This is a genomic window from Wocania arenilitoris, assembly GCF_021728535.1.
Classification (GTDB): Bacteria; Bacteroidota; Bacteroidia; order Flavobacteriales; family Flavobacteriaceae; genus Wocania_A; species Wocania_A arenilitoris.
In genome coordinates this window covers 15,348-34,980 of sequence record NZ_JAKKDU010000005.1, presented here as the reverse complement: position 1 = coordinate 34,980, position 19,633 = coordinate 15,348, and the positions used below count along the sequence as shown (strand labels likewise).

Annotated in this window: 19 protein-coding genes; 10 read left to right on the top strand and 9 right to left on the bottom strand. The window is 32.2% G+C overall.

Translation table 11 applies throughout. The features are described from left to right. Positions 1-8 precede the first annotated feature (8 nt). From scpA to L3X37_RS05160, 3 genes are all read left to right on the top strand, one after another. The gene (gene scpA / locus L3X37_RS05170; RefSeq protein ID WP_237239106.1) at positions 9-2,132 is read left to right on the top strand and encodes a methylmalonyl-CoA mutase; all 2,124 of its coding nucleotides are present in this window, start codon (positions 9-11) and stop codon (positions 2,130-2,132) included. A 33-nt stretch (positions 2,133-2,165) separates the two neighbouring features. Further along, positions 2,166-3,011: an alpha/beta hydrolase gene (locus L3X37_RS05165; RefSeq protein WP_237239105.1), complete on the top strand. Its 846-nt coding sequence runs from the start codon at positions 2,166-2,168 to the stop codon at positions 3,009-3,011. Between the two features lie 76 nt (positions 3,012-3,087). Next, positions 3,088-4,287, top strand: a complete 1,200-nt coding sequence (locus L3X37_RS05160; protein ID WP_237239104.1) for a CehA/McbA family metallohydrolase domain-containing protein — start codon at positions 3,088-3,090, stop codon at positions 4,285-4,287. Positions 4,288-4,316: 29 nt separating this feature from the next. On the opposite strand, the gene L3X37_RS05155 is transcribed toward L3X37_RS05160, so the two are convergent. Beyond that, positions 4,317-7,085, bottom strand: a complete 2,769-nt coding sequence (locus L3X37_RS05155) for a M16 family metallopeptidase (RefSeq protein WP_237239103.1) — start codon at positions 7,083-7,085, stop codon at positions 4,317-4,319. Between the two features lie 178 nt (positions 7,086-7,263). On the opposite strand from L3X37_RS05155, the gene L3X37_RS05150 reads away from it, so the two are divergent. The 7 genes from L3X37_RS05150 (at position 7,264) to L3X37_RS05120 (ending at position 12,993) form a co-directional block, all read left to right on the top strand. Continuing rightward, the gene (locus L3X37_RS05150) at positions 7,264-8,028 is read left to right on the top strand and encodes a ParA family protein (protein ID WP_237239102.1); all 765 of its coding nucleotides are present in this window, start codon (positions 7,264-7,266) and stop codon (positions 8,026-8,028) included. A 4-nt stretch (positions 8,029-8,032) separates the two neighbouring features. Next, positions 8,033-8,944, top strand: a complete 912-nt coding sequence (locus L3X37_RS05145; protein WP_237239101.1) for a ParB/RepB/Spo0J family partition protein — start codon at positions 8,033-8,035, stop codon at positions 8,942-8,944. Next, positions 8,934-9,554, top strand: coding sequence for a DUF5683 domain-containing protein (locus L3X37_RS05140; protein ID WP_237239100.1), 621 nt, complete (start codon positions 8,934-8,936; stop codon positions 9,552-9,554). The genes L3X37_RS05145 and L3X37_RS05140 overlap by 11 nt, the downstream gene beginning before the upstream one ends. Before the next feature lie 33 nt (positions 9,555-9,587). Beyond that, the gene (dapB, locus tag L3X37_RS05135; RefSeq protein WP_237239099.1) at positions 9,588-10,292 is read left to right on the top strand and encodes a 4-hydroxy-tetrahydrodipicolinate reductase; all 705 of its coding nucleotides are present in this window, start codon (positions 9,588-9,590) and stop codon (positions 10,290-10,292) included. 96 nt (positions 10,293-10,388) lie between these two features. Then, positions 10,389-11,972 carry a signal peptidase I gene (gene lepB / locus L3X37_RS05130; RefSeq protein ID WP_237239098.1) on the top strand — a complete coding sequence of 528 codons (1,584 nt, stop codon included), beginning with the start codon at positions 10,389-10,391 and terminating at the stop codon, positions 11,970-11,972. Positions 11,973-12,061: 89 nt separating this feature from the next. After that, a complete protein-coding gene (locus L3X37_RS05125) occupies positions 12,062-12,685 on the top strand; it encodes a WbqC family protein (RefSeq protein ID WP_237239097.1) in 624 nt (207 codons plus the stop codon). Next, positions 12,685-12,993 (top strand): DUF6122 family protein, encoded by a 309-nt coding sequence (locus L3X37_RS05120; protein ID WP_237239096.1) that lies wholly within the window; start codon positions 12,685-12,687, stop codon positions 12,991-12,993. Before L3X37_RS05125 ends, L3X37_RS05120 begins: the two co-directional genes overlap by 1 nt. A 111-nt stretch (positions 12,994-13,104) precedes the next feature. On the opposite strand, the gene L3X37_RS05115 is transcribed toward L3X37_RS05120, so the two are convergent. The 8 genes from L3X37_RS05115 to ribH form a co-directional block, all read right to left on the bottom strand. Beyond that, entirely contained in the window at positions 13,105-14,127 is a 1,023-nt protein-coding gene (locus tag L3X37_RS05115; protein WP_237239095.1) for an endonuclease/exonuclease/phosphatase family protein, read from the bottom strand. A gap of 50 nt (positions 14,128-14,177) precedes the next feature. After that, positions 14,178-14,534, bottom strand: a complete 357-nt coding sequence (locus L3X37_RS05110) for a four helix bundle protein (protein WP_237239094.1) — start codon at positions 14,532-14,534, stop codon at positions 14,178-14,180. A gap of 64 nt (positions 14,535-14,598) precedes the next feature. Beyond that, positions 14,599-15,468: a rhomboid family protein gene (locus L3X37_RS05105; protein WP_237239093.1), complete on the bottom strand. Its 870-nt coding sequence runs from the start codon at positions 15,466-15,468 to the stop codon at positions 14,599-14,601. 1 nt (position 15,469) lies between these two features. Then, a complete protein-coding gene (locus L3X37_RS05100; protein ID WP_237239092.1) occupies positions 15,470-16,312 on the bottom strand; it encodes a rhomboid family intramembrane serine protease in 843 nt (280 codons plus the stop codon). 103 nt (positions 16,313-16,415) lie between these two features. Next, positions 16,416-18,266 carry a DNA mismatch repair endonuclease MutL gene (gene mutL / locus L3X37_RS05095; protein ID WP_237239091.1) on the bottom strand — a complete coding sequence of 617 codons (1,851 nt, stop codon included), beginning with the start codon at positions 18,264-18,266 and terminating at the stop codon, positions 16,416-16,418. Between the two features lie 3 nt (positions 18,267-18,269). After that, positions 18,270-18,572, bottom strand: coding sequence for a hypothetical protein (locus L3X37_RS05090; protein WP_237239090.1), 303 nt, complete (start codon positions 18,570-18,572; stop codon positions 18,270-18,272). Between the two features lie 179 nt (positions 18,573-18,751). Then, positions 18,752-18,976 (bottom strand): hypothetical protein, encoded by a 225-nt coding sequence (locus L3X37_RS05085; protein WP_237239089.1) that lies wholly within the window; start codon positions 18,974-18,976, stop codon positions 18,752-18,754. Positions 18,977-19,146: 170 nt separating this feature from the next. After that, positions 19,147-19,632 (bottom strand): 6,7-dimethyl-8-ribityllumazine synthase, encoded by a 486-nt coding sequence (ribH, locus tag L3X37_RS05080; protein WP_237239088.1) that lies wholly within the window; start codon positions 19,630-19,632, stop codon positions 19,147-19,149. Between the last annotated feature and the right edge of the window lies 1 nt (position 19,633).

Genomic DNA, 19,633 nt, shown 5'->3' with positions numbered 1-19,633 from the left:
AACCTAAAATGTCTAGAAAAAACCTTCAACATATCAAATTAAAGTTAGTAGTTAATAGCCAAAAGCCAATAGCTAATAGCTCTTTTTTGACTGCTGAGGATATTCCTGTAAAATCAAACTATTCAAAAAATGATTTACAAGATATCGAGCATCTCAACTTTGTTGCAGGAATAGCGCCAAATCTTCGCGGACCATACAGCACTATGTATGTTCGCAGACCATGGACTATTAGGCAATATGCAGGATTTTCAACTGCCGAAGAAAGCAACGCCTTTTACAGACGAAATTTGGCTGCTGGACAAAAAGGTTTATCTGTCGCATTCGATTTAGCAACGCATCGTGGTTACGATTCAGATCACGAACGTGTAGTTGGCGATGTTGGAAAAGCTGGTGTTGCCATCGATTCGGTTGAAGATATGAAAGTACTTTTCAACCAAATTCCGCTCGATAAAATGTCGGTTTCCATGACTATGAATGGTGCCGTATTACCCATTATGGCGTTTTACATTGTTGCCGCCGAAGAACAAGGTATTAAAACAGAACAGCTTGCTGGCACCATTCAAAATGATATTTTAAAAGAATTTATGGTGCGCAATACATACATATATCCGCCAACACCATCAATGAAAATCATTTCAGATATTTTTGAATTTACTAGCAAAAACATGCCTAAATTTAATAGTATTAGTATTTCTGGCTACCACATGCAAGAAGCTGGCGCCACTTGCGATATTGAATTAGCATACACCCTAGCTGATGGTTTAGAATACATTAGAAAAGGATTAGAAGCTGGTATGGACATTGATACTTTTGCACCTCGACTATCTTTCTTTTGGGCAATTGGTATGAATCATTTTATGGAAATTGCCAAAATGCGAGCAGCTCGTATGCTTTGGGCAAAACTCGTAAAACAGTTCAACCCTAAAAATCAAAAATCATTAGCATTACGTACACACTGCCAAACTAGTGGCTGGAGTTTAACCGAACAAGACCCATTTAATAACGTAGCACGAACAACTATTGAAGCTGCTGCTGCTGCTTTTGGAGGCACACAAAGTTTACACACAAATGCACTAGACGAAGCCATTGCTTTACCAACCGATTTTTCTGCTCGTATTGCAAGAAATACTCAAATATTTTTACAAGAAGAAACTAAAATTACTAAAACGGTTGATCCTTGGGCGGGTAGTTTTTATGTTGAAAAATTGACTCATGATATCGCTCAAAAAGCATGGACTTTAATTGAAGAAATTGAAGCCCTTGGAGGTATGACAAAAGCTATTGAAGCTGGTATACCTAAAATTAGAATTGAAGAAGCTGCCGCACGCAAACAAGCCCGTATAGACTCTGGGCAAGATATAATTGTTGGCGTTAATAAATACAGATTAGAAAAAGAAGACCCTATTCAAACATTAGAAGTTGATAACCAAACAGTTCGTAATCAGCAAATTGAAAGTTTAAATAAAATAAAGGCAGAACGAAACTCTCTTAAAGTCAAAGCTGCTTTATCAAAATTAACGGAAGCTGCTAGAACAGGACAAGAAAATTTATTAGCTTTAGCTGTTGAAGCTGCACGCGAAAGAGCAACTTTAGGGGAAATTAGTGATGCTTTAGAAGTTGTTTTTGGGCGTTACAAAGCACAAATTAAATCATTTTCTGGTGTGTATAGTAAAGAAATAAAAGACGATAAAAGCTTTAAAAAAGCCAAAGAATTAGCAGATATTTTTGCAGAACAAGATGGGCGACGACCACGAATTATGATTGCAAAAATGGGACAAGACGGACACGACCGTGGCGCAAAAGTAGTTGCTACGGGTTATGCCGATGTTGGTTTTGATGTAGATATTGGTCCGTTATTCCAAACACCACAAGAAGCTGCAAAACAAGCTGTGGAAAACGATGTGCATATTTTAGGCGTTTCATCTTTAGCAGCAGGACATAAAACTTTAGTACCACAAGTTATTGAAGCCTTAAAAAATTACGGTCGCGATGATATTATGGTTATTGTTGGAGGCGTAATACCAAAGCAAGATTATAAATATTTATTTGACGCTGGGGCTGTGGCTGTTTTTGGTCCAGGTACAAAAATTAGTGATGCTGCTATTAAAATTTTGGAGATTTTGATTGATTAACAATCCCAACAACTAACAACTAACAACTAGTTAATGAAAACAAAATATTTCCTTTTAACCTTACTTTTTGTTTTCTTAACTAGTAGCATTTGTTCTGCCCAAGAGACAATTTTATATAAACAGATTGATACCACTAAATTATTTATTGATATCTATTATCCTCATAAAGTTGAAGCCAATAAAAATTATCCTGCTATGATTTTCTTTTTTGGTGGAGGTTGGATTGGTGGTAATAAAACCCAATTCACCAAACACGCTGAATATTTTTCAAAAAGAGGAATGATATGTTTTTTAGCTGATTATAGAACTAAAAGTAAAAATAAAACAACTCCTTATGAATCACTTAAAGATGCTAAATCTGTTATTAGATTTATTAGAAAAAACGCAATGCGTTTCCATGTTGATTCAACTAAGGTTATAGCATCTGGTGGTTCAGCAGGAGGACATCTTGCTGCTGCTACAGCATTAATCCAAGATTACAACGAATCTACAGATGATTTATCAATAGATTGTACACCAAATGCTTTGGTGCTTTTTAACCCAGTGATAGATAACGGCCCAGGCGGTTATGGCTATGAAAGAATTGAAGATAACTACAAAAAGTTTTCTCCTATACATAATATCAAAAAAGGAGCGCCTCCTACCATAATATTTCTTGGTACTATGGATAAACTTATTCCAGTAGTAACTGCTAAATACTACAAGAATGTTATGAATAAAGTTAAAAGCAGATGTGATTTAAAACTTTATGAAGGTGAAAAACATGGTTTCTTTAATTACAAAAATTTTGAAGCTTATAAAAAAACCGTTACCGAAGCAGATAAGTTTTTAGTATCACTTGGATACTTAAAAAATAAACCTATTGTAAAAATAGAATAGTTTCAGCCAATTAAATTATCATTAAAAGTAAAATACAATATATTCGTTTATATCATTTTTTAAAACCTTTATTAAAATGAATACTTTAAAAATTTCAATACTAGCTATCTTCATAATATTTTTTAGCTGTAAAAAAGATAAACCAATAGTAGAAAAACAATGGTACAAAGGAAATCTTCATACCCACTCCTATTGGAGCGATGGTGACGAATTTCCTGAAGTTATTATGGATTGGTATAAAAGCAACGGCTATCAATTTGTAGCTTTAACAGACCATAACACATTGGCAGAAGGCGAAAAATGGAAAACCATTTCAAACGACTCCATTTATCAAAAAGCGTTTAAAAATTACTTTAACAGTTATGGAGACGAATGGGTAACTTACAGAAAAGATTCTTTAGAAAACATACAAGTAAGACTTAAAACTTATAATGAATATAGAACTAAATTTGAGGAGCCAAGTGAGTTCCTAATTCTTCAATCTGAAGAAATCACAGATGGTTATAATGGTAAACCCATTCATATAAATGCAACCAATGTTAAAAGAAAAATAGAGCCTCAAGGAGGGAATAGTGTTTTGGAAGTCATGCAAAATAACTTAAATGAAGTAGCAAAACATAAAGAAGAATTCGGCACACCAATAATTGCTCACATTAACCACCCAAATTTTGGGTACGCCATTGGTCTTGAAGATATGATAGCTTTAAAAAACGAACAATTTTTTGAAGTTTACAATGGGCATCCAGCAGTTAATAACTCTGGAAATGACGCGCATATTTCAACAGAATTAATGTGGGATTATATTAACATTGCTTACATTGAAAACCATAAACCATTAATGTACGGTCTTGCCACAGACGATTCGCACCATTACCACAGAAAAGGCAGCAAATGGAGTAATGCTGGTAGAGGGTGGATTATGGTTCAAGCTGATACACTAAGTCCGAAATCTTTAATAAATGCTATGGAAGCTGGGCAGTTTTACGCAAGTACTGGTGTTGAGCTAAAAGAGTTAACTTTTAATAACAATATACTTTCAGTTGAAGTAAAAGCAGATAAAAACATTACTTACAAAATATCATTTATTGGATGTAAAAAAGAGGAAGGTGAACCTGAAGAATTTGCTTTCTTTGAAAGCAACAAGGCTAGTTTTAAACTAACAAAAGACATGCTTTATGTAAGATGCAAAATAACCTCATCTAAATTGCATAAAAATCCTGTAGAGGATTTGCTATACGAAAATGCTTGGACACAACCAGTTACGTATTCAGAATAAAGTCAAGATGAGTTCATTAATAATAGAAATTAATCTACTTTTTTATCACTTTTAATTTCTGGAGATTTTTCAAAATCACCTGCATTTACAACAGTCCATTTATCAAATGTTTTAAAGTATTTTTTAATGACTTTGTTTACATCTTCAACAGTTAAGCTGGTAACACGATCTTCAATAGCCTTATGAAACATCATATCTCTATCGAAATATAAATTATTGTTGATTGTAGAAGATAATTCATTGTCTTTAGCTCTAGATACATTTTGCCCTTGTACCCAGCTAGTAATAGCTACTTTAAGCTCATCTTCGGTAATTCCATCAGCAATAAAACGTTCAATTTCTTCGCTAAACCCTTTTTGCACTTTTGATGCGTTTTCTGGTGCATATATAGCATAAACCATAACCGATGATTTCTTATCTTTCTCATCACCATCAACACTTACACGTCCACCAGCACCATAACTTATACCGTCTTTTTGACGTAAACGACTAGCAATTCTAGAGTTCAAAAATCCACCGCCAAAAATAGAACCTGCTATTTGAAGCGCTGCATAATCTTTATCCACTTGACTGCCTTCAAAAGCTAAAACACCTATACTTATAGCATTCTTTTTATCTGGAGTTTTAATTTTTTCATTAGCTGGATTATTAGCTATGTATTTATCTGATATTGGTTTGTATGCTTTATTAGATTTGAAATTAGAAAATTCTTTTTCAAAATAATCTTTTAGAGCCTGTTCATCTATATTTCCAATTGCAATTAATGTTGCATTATCTGAAATACCATAAAACTCATTATAGTAATCTTGAATAGCATTAATAGTTACAGCATTAATAGCTTCAATATCTTCTTCAATAGTTGTTCTATAAAGTGGATGCCCTTTTTTATAATTCTGGTTAAGTAACCCTAACCTTTTACTTGCTAAAAACTGTGGTTCTGTTTTATTTTGCTCTATACCAGCTAATTCTTGAGTTTTTAACTTGTCTAATTCCTGTTGGTCAAACTTAGGGTTTTTTAGCATTTCAGTCATTAAAGCCAATGTTTCCATTAGGCTTTCTTGGGTAGTACTTATACTTGCAGTAGTACGACCATTAGAGCCTCCAAAACGAATAGACGATTTTAAGGCACTCAACTTGTCTTCTATATCTTGTCTTGATTTACTTTGGGTTCCTTTATTAAGCATTCTTGCTGTGTAACTAGCAACTTTTCCCTTATTCATAAAATCATTTACATTACCATTTCTAAAAGTAAATGATAGGGTTACGGCTTTTCCTCTGTTATTCTTTTTAATAAAACCGTACTCTATTGGTGTTTTATTTAAAGTTCCTGAGTCTAATCTGTTTTGAATATTCTCGTAAGACACATCAAAAGCTTCTCCTGCTCCATAACCTTCTTTTCCTTTATAGTTTTTTACTAAATCTTCAAGCCCATTTGTATGCTCAATTTCTACACGAATAGGTGTTTTTGTTGGATTAAAATTACCAACAGTTCTATTGGTATGTATTAAATAGCGTTGTGCTGCAGCATTTACTTTTTCCGCAGTCATGCTTTCAATTCTATCCCTTGTTATAAAGGCTAATCGCCAATCGCCAGCACCAATAAATTCACTCATATAAGTTCCTAAATAAGCAGAATTTCTACTTATCTGATCTATCTGCTTTAACAAATTAGCTTTAGCGCGTTTAACTTCCTCCTCGGTAATTGGTTTATCCTTTAAACCATCTAACACAGATAATAAAGTAGTTTCTGCCTCTGCCAAAGATTTATCAGAAGGTACATCAACATTTATATACAAAAACGATGGTTCTTTTGTAAATGGAGAAAACGACCATATAGTTGATGCTTTTTTACCATCAACTAAAGCTTTATATAATCTTCCAGAAGGTTGATTAGTTAAAACTTCTTCAGCAACTGCCAATGTTGCATAATCTTCATGAGATCCAGCTGGAGTATGATATAATGCCGATACAACTTGCAAGTCGCCTACACGGCTTAAATTGACACGTTTTTCACCATCTTGAGCAGGCTCTATAGTTGGTACATCTCTTAATGGTGTTACAGGGTTTTTAATACCAGCAAACTTTTTCTCAATTAAAGCTAAAGTTTTATCAGTATCAAACTTACCTGTAACCATAAGTACAGCATTATCAGGGCGGTAATATTTTTTATAAAACGCTTGTAAATTTTCAATAGGCACACGTTCTATATCAGATCGATTCCCTATAGTAGATTGCCCATAATTATGCCATAAAAATGCAGCACTAATAACGTTTTTCATTAGTACACCTGTTGGCGAATTTTCACCACTTTCAAACTCATTTCTAACTACTGAAAATTCAGATTCTAAATCCTTTTTTGCGATATAAGAATTTACCATTCTATCCGCCTCTAAATCTAAAGCCCAATCTAAATTTTCGTCTGTAGCATTAAAAGTTTCATAATAATTAGTTCTGTCGTACCAAGTTGTTCCGTTTGGCCTAGAGCCTCTTTCTGTTAATTCTTTAGGAATATCTGGATGATTAGGCGTGCCTTTAAAAACCATATGTTCTAACAAATGAGCCATACCTTTCTCTCCGTAACCTTCGTGTCTCGATCCTACCATATAGGTAATATTAACAGTAATGGTTTGTGCAGAATTATCGGGAAATAACAATACTTTCATACCATTGTTTAACTTGTATTCTGTAATACCTTCTACACTAGCTGTTTTTTTAATTTGCGCTTCAATAGCAACTGAAAACGAAACTAATAAAATAAAGCAAAGTGAAATTTTTAATCGATAATTAATTTTCTTCATGATATATATGATGTTTTGAGTGTAAATATAAAATAACTAATTCTTTTATTTTGTTAAACTTTTAACAAAAAAAATAGAGATTTCTCACATCTAAATGTTACTAATCGAATGTTAACAACTTCAATTTCTTATACTCATAAATAATTGTATTTTTACGCCTAACAAAACCAAATTATTAATGGGTAAAATCATTGCAATTGCTAACCAAAAAGGAGGAGTTGGAAAAACAACAACCTCAATAAACTTAGCTGCTTCGCTAGGTGTTTTAGAAAAGAAAGTATTACTTATAGATGCTGACCCTCAAGCAAATGCAACTTCTGGAATTGGAATTGATGTAGAGACTATAGAAATTGGCACCTACCAACTTTTAGAACATTCTAACACAGCTAAAGAAGCCATTATACAAACCGAAACACCGAACCTAGATATTATTCCGGCGCATATCGATCTTGTTGCTATTGAGATAGAACTTGTTGATAAAGAAGCACGTGAATATATGTTAAAAAAAGCCTTAAATGCTGTTAAAAACGATTATGATTTTATTATAATTGATTGTGCGCCATCATTGGGGCTGTTAACTTTAAATGCACTTACAGCTGCCAATGCTGTAATTATACCTATTCAATGCGAGTACTTTGCTTTAGAAGGTTTAGGAAAACTTTTAAACACTATAAAAAGTGTACAAAAAATACATAACCCAGATTTAGATATTGAAGGTTTATTACTTACCATGTACGATTCGCGTCTACGATTATCTAACCAAGTGGTTGAAGAAGTACAAAAACACTTTAATAATATGGTATTTCAAACCATTATACAACGTAATGTACGTTTAAGTGAAGCCCCTAGTTATGGAGAGAGTATAATAAATTATGATGCTGGTAGCAAAGGTGCTAGTAATTACTTAAGTTTGGCAAAAGAAATTATCAATAAAAACTCCTGAAATTATGGCGAAGGCAACCAAAAAACAGGCTTTAGGAAGAGGTTTATCGGCGCTTTTAAAAGACCCCAGCAACGATATTCAATCTGTACAAGATAAAAATGCTGATAAAGTTATAGGTAATATTGTTGAGCTAGATATAGATTTTATTGAAGTTAACCCGTTTCAACCTCGCACAAAATTTAGCGAAGAATCACTTCGAGAGTTAGCATCATCTATAAAAGAATTGGGTATTATTCAACCTATTACGGTTAGAAAGCTCGGTTTAAATAAGTATCAACTCGTTTCTGGTGAGCGTCGCTATAGAGCTTCTAAATTATTAAGTCTAGAAACTATTCCAGCTTATGTAAGAATAGCAAACGACCAAGAGTCCTTAGAAATGGCTTTGGTTGAAAACATTCAACGTCAAGATTTAGATCCTATTGAAATTGCGCTATCATACCAACGTTTAATTGACGAAATTAATTTAACTCAAGAACAAATGAGTGAACGTGTTGGTAAAAAACGATCGACAATAGCCAACTATTTACGCTTATTAAAATTAGATCCAATTATCCAAACAGGTATGCGTGATGGTTTTATTTCTATGGGACATGGACGCGCTTTAATTACTATTGATGATCAATCAAATCAATTAGACATTTACGAAAAAATACTTTCTAACAAATTATCGGTTAGAGAAACTGAAGGTTTAGTTCGTAATTTTAATAGTGATAAAAATGTAACAACATCTTCAAAAAAAGAGGATAATGAAGAGGTTCCTAAATACATAAAAAAAGGTATAACAGCATTTTCAGAATACTTTGGACACAGAATTGACGTTAAAGTCTCTAAAAATGGAAAAGGGAAAATAACCATTCCCTTTCATTCTGAAGAAGATTTTAATCGTATAAAAAAATTAGTTGAAGGTGCTAAATAAGCTTGTTTTATCTGTAATATTTGTACTTATAAGTTGCTTTTCGTTATTAGCTCAAAATAAAGAGAAGGAAGAAAAAATTGAAGAACTTTCAGAAGGCGTTATAGTTGATTCTATTGTTAAAGTTAAAGAACCTATCAATCCTCTTTCTCCTGCAAAAGCAGCATTTTACTCAGCTATCCTACCAGGTTTAGGTCAAGCTTACAACAAGAAATACTGGAAAATCCCCTTAGTTTATGTGGCTCTAGGTACCGGAATTTATTTTTATGTAAGTAACGACAAAGAATACAACCGCTATAGAGATGCTTACAAAAGCAGGTTAGCTGGTTTTACAAATGATGAATTTTATTTAGATTCTAATGGCGAGCAATTATCTACACCAAGAGTTACTGATGATGGCTTACAACGGGCCCAAAAATTATTCAGGCGTAATAAAGAAATTTCGCTTTTAGTTACAATTGGTATATATGCTTTAAATATTATTGACGCTAATGTAGATGCCCACTTATTACAGTATAATATAGACGAAAACTTATCATTAGCACCACATTATAAAATAAATAAAATTGATGCCAAAGGTAATGTTGGGCTAACTTTAAATTTTAAATTTTAGACCCATAATTGGATTAAAAACAACATTTAATATATGAATATAGCTTTACTCGGATACGGGAAAATGGGAAAAACTATCGAGCAAATTGCCATTAAACGTGGGCATAATATTGTTTTAACGGTTGATAAAGATGATGAAAATTACGATCTTACGAAAGCTGATGTTGCTATAGATTTTAGTATCCCAAATGTAGCTTTTAATAATATTTCAAACTGTATAAATAATAATGTTCCTGTTATTTCAGGCACAACAGGTTGGCTAGCTAAATATGATGATGCAGTAAATTTATGTAAAGAAAAAGATGGTGCTTTTATATACGCCTCTAACTATAGTTTAGGTGTTAATATTTTTTTCGAATTAAATAAAACGCTGGCTAAAATGATGAGTAATTTAAAGCAGTATGATGTTACCATGGAAGAAATACATCATACCCAAAAACTAGACGCACCAAGTGGTACAGCTATTACTTTAGCCGAAGGCATTATTGCTAAACACGCTGAATTTGATAATTGGAAGCTAAACGAAACTGGTAAAAAAACCATTCCTATTACGTCAAAGCGTATAAAGCATGTTCCAGGAACACACACCGTAAATTACGAAAGTGAAGTAGATACCATATCTATAGAACATGTAGCTCATAATAGACAAGGTTTTGCTTTAGGTGCTGTAATTGCTGCAGAATGGCTTGTTGGAAAAACTGGTGTTTTTACCATGAACGACGTGTTAAATATAGGTTAATGTTATACTTGTGTGTAACAGCAAAATATTACTTTGCAATTAACAAAACAATTAAACTAATCAATTGTCATTAGACAATTATCAATAAATTAAGTTATGACACTATCACAGTGGTTAATATTCATTCTAATTATTCAAGTTATTCATGGCCTTGGTACATGGAAATTGTATACAAAAGCAGGTAGACAAGCTTGGGAAGCTTTTGTTCCTGTTTATAACGGCGTTGTTTTAATGAAAATTATAAATCGTCCTTGGTGGTGGATTATTCTACTATTTCTGCCTATTGTTAACTTAATTATGCTAATTGCAATTTGGGTAGAAACTGCAAGAAGCTTTGGTAAAAACACCTATTTAGATACATTTTTAGCAGTCGTAACCCTAGGTTTTTATAATTACTATTTAAATTATATAGCTGATGTTCACTATGTAAAAGAAAGAGAATTACAACCTAAATCGGGTTCAGGTGAGTGGACAAGCTCCATTTTATTTGCTATTGTAGCTGCAACTATTGTGCATACCTATTTTATTCAACCTTTTACAATACCGTCGTCATCGTTAGAAAAATCTCTACTAGTAGGCGACTTTTTATTTGTTAGTAAATTTCATTACGGAGCAAGAATTCCAATGACCACTGTTGGAGCACCAATGGTACACGATACTATTCCTATTTTAAATAAAAAATCATACTTATTTAACGATCGCTTTGAAGAAAGAAAAACCTCTTGGATAAACAAATTACAATTACCTTATTTACGATTACCCGGATTTGAAAAAATTGATAGAAACGAAATTGTTGTTTTTAATCAACCAGCAGATACGCTGAGAAATATGAATGATTTCACTCCAGACAGAAACTATTACAAACCTATCGACAAAAAAACAAACTTAGTAAAACGTTGTGTTGCAATTGCTGGAGATTCTTTAGAAATTCGTGATGGTTATGTATACATAAATGGGGAGAAAAATGTATTACCTGATAGGGCACATTTACAATTTAGCTATTATGTACAGCCAAAAACAAATCAATTTAATGCGAAATATCTTAAAGAACGATACGATATAACTGATGGATTTGGTATTGTAAACCAACAAAATACATATGGCTTTTCTGCAATTTCTGATGAAGCCTTAGCAAAGTTTAAAAATCACCCAAATGTTGCTAGCATCACCCCTATTAAAGACGAAAAAGGTCGTAGAGACCCTAATATTTTTCCACATCATCCCGATTATAATTGGAATATCGATTTTTTTGGCCCACTTTATATTCCTGAAGAAGGAAAAACTATCGACTTAAATTTAAATGTTTTACCACTTTATAAACGTGTTATAACTGAATACGAAGGCAACTCACTTAAAGTTAAGGGTAATCAAATTTTAATAAATGGTGAAGTTGCAAATACATACACTTTTAAACAAAATTATTATTGGATGATGGGTGATAACCGCCATAACTCGATTGATGCTAGACGATGGGGGTTTGTACCTTTTAGCCATATTTTAGGTAAACCAGTATTTATTTGGATGAGTTGGGATGGTATTAAAAATCCGCGTTGGGAACGTTGGTTTACAACAGTTCACGGCAGTGGAAAAGCCACATCTTATCTAATTCCGTTTTTAGTTTTATTGTTTGGTTGGATTGGATTTAATAAATGGAGAAAACGCAAGAAAACAAATAGTTAATACATTTTGTCATTCCTGCGCAAGCAGGATTCTATTTTACAATATTTCAATTTATAAAATTCCTGTTTTAGCAGGAATGACAGTAACGAATGAACATCTTACTTCATCCAGCATACTTCCCAAATATTGCACATTTTGTTGCAATGGTACAAGCCAAAGAAGTTGTGTTTGAAAGTGATGATAATTTTGTAAAACAAACCTATAGAAATCGAGCTTATATCTACGGTGCAAATGGTAAATTAGCTTTAAATATTCCTGTAATTCATTCCCAAAAAAATCGTCGGAAATACCGAGATGTTAAGATTTTTAATGATGAAAACTGGCAAAGTCTGCATTGGAAATCGCTTCTTTCGGCCTATAGAACCTCACCTTTTTTTGAATACTACGAAGATGATATCAAACCTCTATTTAATTCAAAAGTAAATTACATTTTAGATTTTAATTTGAAGTGTATTGAAGTGATTTTTGATTGTTTACAATTAGATTTAAACACCACCAAAACTGAAACTTTTCAAAAATCTGTTGAAAACAAAATAGATTTTAGAGGTTTAGTAAATGCTAAAAAAGAACAACCTCAAAAGTTTGAAATTTACACACAGGTATTTAGTAACAAACACGGTTTTATTCCTAATTTGAGTATTCTGGATTTGTTGTTTAACGAAGGCCCAAATACTTTAGATTATTTAGAATCTCAAACACTTACTAAACAATAATGCTACAATTTTTTGCACATTATGGTTTTCATTTTTTAATACCGCTTGCTATAGCTTTAATATGGTTTAAATCAAATTGGAAGTATACCTTTTTAGTTATGATTTCTGGCATGTTAATAGATTTAGATCACTTATTAGCCACACCTATTTTCGACCCCAATAGATGTAGTATTGGTTTTCATCCGCTTCACTCCTATTTCGCTATTACATTTTATCTGTTTCTATTAATTCCTAAAAAATCTAGATTAGTAGCTCTAGGGTTGGTAATTCATATCATTGCAGATGTGGTGGATTGTGCTTTTATGTGATTTTTTCACGCAAAGACGCTAAGGCGCAAAGTTTTAAAAGATAAAATGGGTCATGCCTTTTTACATCTTTATCAAATCCACTGAATACTGAGACTGAGTACTGAATAGTTCCTACTGAGTACTCAAAGTTGCCATTATAGGGTAATGATCTGAATAATGGTCGTTATAAGCTTTAAACCCATTAACTGAAAAAGCATCATCAGTTAAAATAAAATCGATTCTTATAGGGAAGAATTTAAAATCGTAAGTTCGTCCAAAACCATTTCCAGCTTCAATAAAAGCATCGTTTAAATCCCCTTTAATTTTTCGATACACATACGAAAAAGCCGTATTATTAAAATCGCCACAAATAATCATTTTATAGTTGCATTGTTTTTTATGCATTAAAAATAATTCGCTTTGAAACTGTTGCATTTTAAAGGTGGTACCAATTCTTTTAAAAAGACGTTCGGAATCTTCTTTTTTAAGACTTTCAACTTTGGTATCAATACGTAATGATTCTAAATGAATATTGTAAACTCTTATTGTATCTACTCCTTTTACAACATCAGCAAAAATAGCATTATTACCTGTGTCTGGAAATTCAATAGAACCTGAATGCACAATGGGATATTGAGAAAAAATAGCTTGCCCGTACTTTGTTTTTTTACCCGAAAGCTTTTCAAATTTATACTTAAAAAAAGATAAATCAATATTTTTATGTGGATGGTACTCTTGAACGCTTATAACTTCTGGTGATTCGGTTTTTATAAAATCTACAATCTTAATTTCAACACTATCCTCATCAATCCATTTATAAAGATTAAATAACCTTACGTTATAATTCATAACTTTAAAATTATTAGGACTTTCAATATATTTTGAAGATGAAAACTTATACAACGAGCCAAAAAACAGATAACCTAAAAATAGCACAAGTAACGATAATACAAGCTCTTTTTTAAGTTTAATAAGCCAGTATAAAAAAAACAAAACATTGCATAAAATTAAAAATGCTACACCCAGACTAAGGACAGATAATACTGAAAAAGTTTTAGGTGGTGTATAAGGCAAAAGAAAAGATAATAAAAGAAATATTGCAAAAACTGCATTTATAAAGTAAATGATTTTATTTATAAAATTTAGTTTTTTCATGGATTTATGATTGAAGACGGATGACGGAAGACCGTTGACTCATGACTGATTTATTTTAAGTTTTTTCTAAAAGCTAACATCATATTCATTAAATAAAAAGATTCTTCATAAAACTTATTAAACTGATTTTTAGCAATATAATGTCGTCTAGATGCTTTATGCAAGCAAGTAATGACCTCAGCTAATGAACGAATGGAGTATCCAATAAACTTATTTTGCTCAGGGTTAGATTGACCAATAGACCCTTCAGAAATATTTAAAGCTACAGAGTCTATCGCTCTTAATAATTGAGAAGAAAGATTATAAATTTCCTTCTTTGGAAAATCATCAATTAACAAATTTATTTCTTCACCTAAATCCATAGCCTTTTGCCAAATCAATAATTTTTCAAATTTAAATTTGCTCATAATTATATTTTTAGTTCAATGCTCTTCGTCATCGGTCACCTGTCATCAGTCTTCACTTAAAAAACTATTTTCCTGCTTTAAAAAGAAACTCTTTTTCTTCGGCAGTTAAACTATCGTAACCACTTTTACTAATTTTGTCTAGTATAACATCAATTTTTTTCTGATTATTAAACTGATTAAACTCACCTTTAGTATATCCGCCAACTTTACTTTTATTTTTGTGAACCGTTTTTAAAGGTCTCTTTTTTGAAGGTTTAAATAAGCTTACAAAACCATCCATTAGCTTCTCGAAACCTTTCCCAATGTCTTTCCCTTTTAATAATTGTTTAGCGTAATAATAACCTAATAATGCACCTCCTAAATGTGCTAAATAACCACCAGCATTTCCATAAATAGGATCTGAAATACCTGAAATCAATCCTAAAATATCCAAAACAACAATAGCTACACCAATGTATCCTAGCTTTAAACTGAAGGTAAAAAAACGTACTTCTTGATTTGGCATGTAGGCACAGATAAAAATTAGTAATGCTCTTACTGCTGCAGACGCACCAACTAAACTTGAGTTAGCACCAAGTATATTTGGAAATAACGTAAAGCATAGCATATACAATACTCCGCCAGAAATAGCTCCAAGAAGATAAATATTGAGTGCCATTTTAGCACTAAATAAATTTAAAAACATACGGCCTACAAAATATAAAACCAGCATATTTAAAAAGATATGCCAGAAATCGCCATGTAAAAAAGCATAGGTGATAATTGACCAAGGTTTTAGTATAAAATCTGACAAATCACCTGGTAATTCAAACCAAGAGAAACTTGTTCTTAAAATTAAACCAATAACAAAAACAACAACATTAATAGCTATAATTTTTTCTAATACATTGAGTCTTGATAGTTTACTTTTTATGTCTTGAGAGAGTGGAGTCATTCTAATTCCAACGGTTTCTGTTAAACTGTGTTTTTTTCCAATACCACATAATTAAAAAGCCTGTTAATGCCCCACCAACATGTGCGAAATGCGCCGTATTACTTGGACTAAAAAACGACTGCCCTGTAATTCCAGAAACTAAATCTAAAATAATAATTCCAGGAATAAAATATTTAGCTTTTATAGGAATTGGTAAAAAGATGAGCATTAATTCTGCGTTTGGGTTCATCATACCAAAAGCTGCTAAAATTCCCATAATACAACCTGATGCACCAACCATAGTATTTCTTGCTATAACATTCATATCAAATAACGATTTGAATGCTTCGCTATTAATTAAATCTGGATTAAAATTATATTCAGCCAAAATGGGCATCATTTGCTTACTTAATATTTCCCCTTTTATATACTGTCCTTCACTAGCATCAATCGAAACAATTTTACTAATCATATCTCTACTCATATTTAAATCAGCAATACCACTTAAAGCAGAATAGTAATCAAAATAATAATACCCTACTTGTAAAGCCACTGCTCCCAATCCAGCAGAAAAATAAATAAACAAAAACTTTTTACTTCCAAGCACTTGTTCTACAGGCGTACCAAACATCCATAGTGCAAACATGTTAAATAAGATATGCATTATGCTAAAATTATTTAAATCTGCACCACCATGCATAAACATATGTGTAATAATTTGCCAAGGTTTAAAAGCTTCATGAGTAGGAAAATGCATCGCAAACAAATCGTAAAACAAAATGCCTTTACCAACAAATATCGTCCCAACAAACATTAATAAGTTAATGATTAATAAATGCTTAACAGTATCTGAAATTCTCATCATAATTTTAATCCTATTTTTAAGACCTTTCGTCTCAAAAGCTTTCGGGAGCGTTTAAGTTGACATAACTATTTCACTTCAACTTCCTTCTGTCTTCTATCTTAATTTATATAAATTTTTTATCTAATTCGTCAACACTCATGGTAATAAATGTTGTTCGATTAGTAGGCGATACATTTGGTTCTTTGCAAGCAAATAAACTGTTTACCAAATGTTCTTGTTCGTCTTTTTGTAAAGATTGCCCCGTTTTGATAGCTAAGCTTTTTGCCATGGATTTTGCCAACAAATCGGTAGCACTAAAATGTGTATCGGGCACCTCGTTTTCTACATCGCTAATTAGTTGCTCTAAAATAATAGATACTTCGCTTTCTGGTACGCTAATAGGCACACCAATAATCTCGACCGATTCTTTATTAACGCTAGAAAAGATAAAACCCGTATGCTCTAAATCATCTTTTAACTGATTTATAATGGCAATATCTTGTACCGAAAAATGAAGCTGAAGCGGAAATAGTAATTGCTGACTTACCGCTTCTTTAATCGTCATATTTTTCAAAAAATCTTCATACAAAATACGTTGATGCGCTCGGTGTTGGTCGATTACCAACATACCCGACTTAATTGTACTAACAATGTATTTATTATGTAGCTGATATGTGGTTTGAATTTTATCTACTTGCTTATCATCACTAAACATATTTCCTGTAGACTCTTCACTTTCAAAATGAACCTCACTAAAATCTTGCTGTGTTTTTGTGCCTTTTGATTCTAATCCAACATATAAATTTTCCCAACTTCCAACAGGTTCTTTTTTATAATTAGTTCTTTTTGTTTTTGAAGGTGCTTCTTCTTGAAACGGATTGAAGCTTTTATCTACTTCAATAGTTGGTGTACTTGTTTTAGTTTTATTATAACTGTATGGTGTATCAAGGTTCGAATCTCTTTCAAAATCTAATACAGGCGCAATGTTAAACTGTCCTAAACTGTGTTTTACCGCAGAACGTAATAAGGCGTATAAAGTATGTTCGTCATCAAACTTAACCTCTGTTTTTGTGGGGTGAATATTAATATCTATAGTTTGTGGATCGACTTCTAAATTTAAAAAATAACTTGGGTGCGTACCATTTTTAAGTAAGCCATCAAAAGCTGAGGCAATAGCATGGTTTAAATAAGCACTTTTAATAAATCTGTTGTTAACAAAAAAATATTGCTCACCTCTGGTTTTTTTAGCGTATTCTGGTTTACCTACAAACCCTGAAATTTTAAGTACTTCAGTATCCTCTTCAACGGGTACTAATTTCTCATTGGTTTTATTCCCAAAAATATTTACAATGCGTTGCCTGTAGTTACTAACAGGTAAGTTAAAAGTTTCGCTACCGTTATTATACATAGCAAAACTAATATTGGGATGTGCTAGCGCTACGCGATGAAATTCATCAATAATATGGCGTAACTCAACAGTATTCGATTTTAAAAAATTGCGACGTGCAGGTATATTGAAAAATAAGTTTTTTACAGAAATTGATGTACCCTTAGGCGTTACGGTTACATCTTGCGACGCGACTTTACTTCCTTCAATAATAATGGTATTACCCACATCGTCTTGCTCTTGTTTTGTTTTTAGCTCTACATGAGCAATGGCAGCAATACTTGCTAAAGCTTCGCCACGAAAACCTTTAGTATGTAGTTGAAATAAATCGTCTGCTGTTCTAATTTTAGATGTGGCATGACGCTCGAAACTTAATCGTGCATCGGTAGTACTCATACCTTTACCATCATCAATAACTTGAATAAGGGTTTTGCCTGCGTCTTTTATTATAAGCTTTATGGTTGTTGCACTAGCATCAATAGCATTTTCAATTAATTCTTTTACAACCGAAGCTGGCCGTTGTACAACTTCTCCAGCTGCTATTTGATTTGCAACGTGGTCTGGTAAAAGTTGAATAATATCTGCCATATATTATTTAGAAAAGAAAATAGATAAATCAAAATCGATGATAAATAAAAAAATAAGAACAAAAACAAAAACCAATATTATAATGGTTTTATTAAAGTCTGAATTATCTCTATTTCTACTATTTATTCTGGCTTCATTCCACTGTCCAGAAAAATCGCTTTTATTATAATTTTCGGCATAGGCATCAAACTTTGTTGCGTATTTTAATTCGTCTGTTTCTTCTTTCCCTTTGTAGTATCGTGGCGTATAATTAAACCTTTTGTTTTTAGGCAATCTTTTAATTAAAGTAAATTTTATAGGTCCCATAATATTACATTTTTATTTAGAGACTGTTTAAAATATGCATCTTATTTTTTTATGTCTCTTTTTGATGCATAATTTTGTTAAAATTTTAAACCGTAGCGGTGCTATGCTTGAAAATTTCGCCTCATTCTGCATCAAAAATAGTCTATAAAAATTCTAGTCACAAATCTTCAAACAGTCTCTTAGTTTATTTTCGATTCTAACCAAAACATACAAATCAATAATAATACCAAAATAATAATTAATACAGGCATAGAAATACCTCTTTTTCGCTTTCTAGATATGCCATCTTTCCATTTAAAAACAAAATCTGGTTTATTTTCAGATTCTTTTAAGGGATTCCCTTTTTCATCTTCCGAAAACCTAGGCTTATATTTAAAGGTTCTATGCTTACGTTGTTTAAACAAAGTTTATAGCTTATTTATCAAAAATACTTAAAAACGGACAGAAAACAGATGTTGAAATGCTAAAAAAATAAAAAATCTAAATTTCAAATAACAAAAACTAAAATACAAATTAAACTAAAAGTTAAAACAGGTGTTTTTTTAGGATTCAGGTTTTGGCCTTTTAAAATAGCTTAACTATTTTTACGTATTTCAGCCATTTTAATAGCGGCAACAGCAGCTTCAGTTCCTTTATTACCGTGTTTTCCGCCAGAGCGTTCTATGGCCTGTTGCATGGTATTATCGGTTAGTACACAAAAAATTACAGGGGTTTCGCGTTGCACATTCAAGTCTTTTATTCCTTGTGAAACGGCATCGCAAACAAAATCGAAATGCTTAGTTTCACCTTGAATAACACTTCCAATAGCAATAACAGCATTTACCATTTGTTCTTGCATTTTTTTACAGCCATAAATAAGCTCGTAACTACCAGGAACATTCCAACGTACAATATTATTAGGCAATACGCCATGTTCAATTAAAGTGTCGTGCGCCCCTTTATATAAACCTTCTGTAATGGTATCGTTCCACTCTGAAACAACAATCCCAAACCGAAATTTACTCGCGTTTGGGATTGTTGTTTTATCGTAGTCGGATAAATTTTTATTTACCGTTGCCATT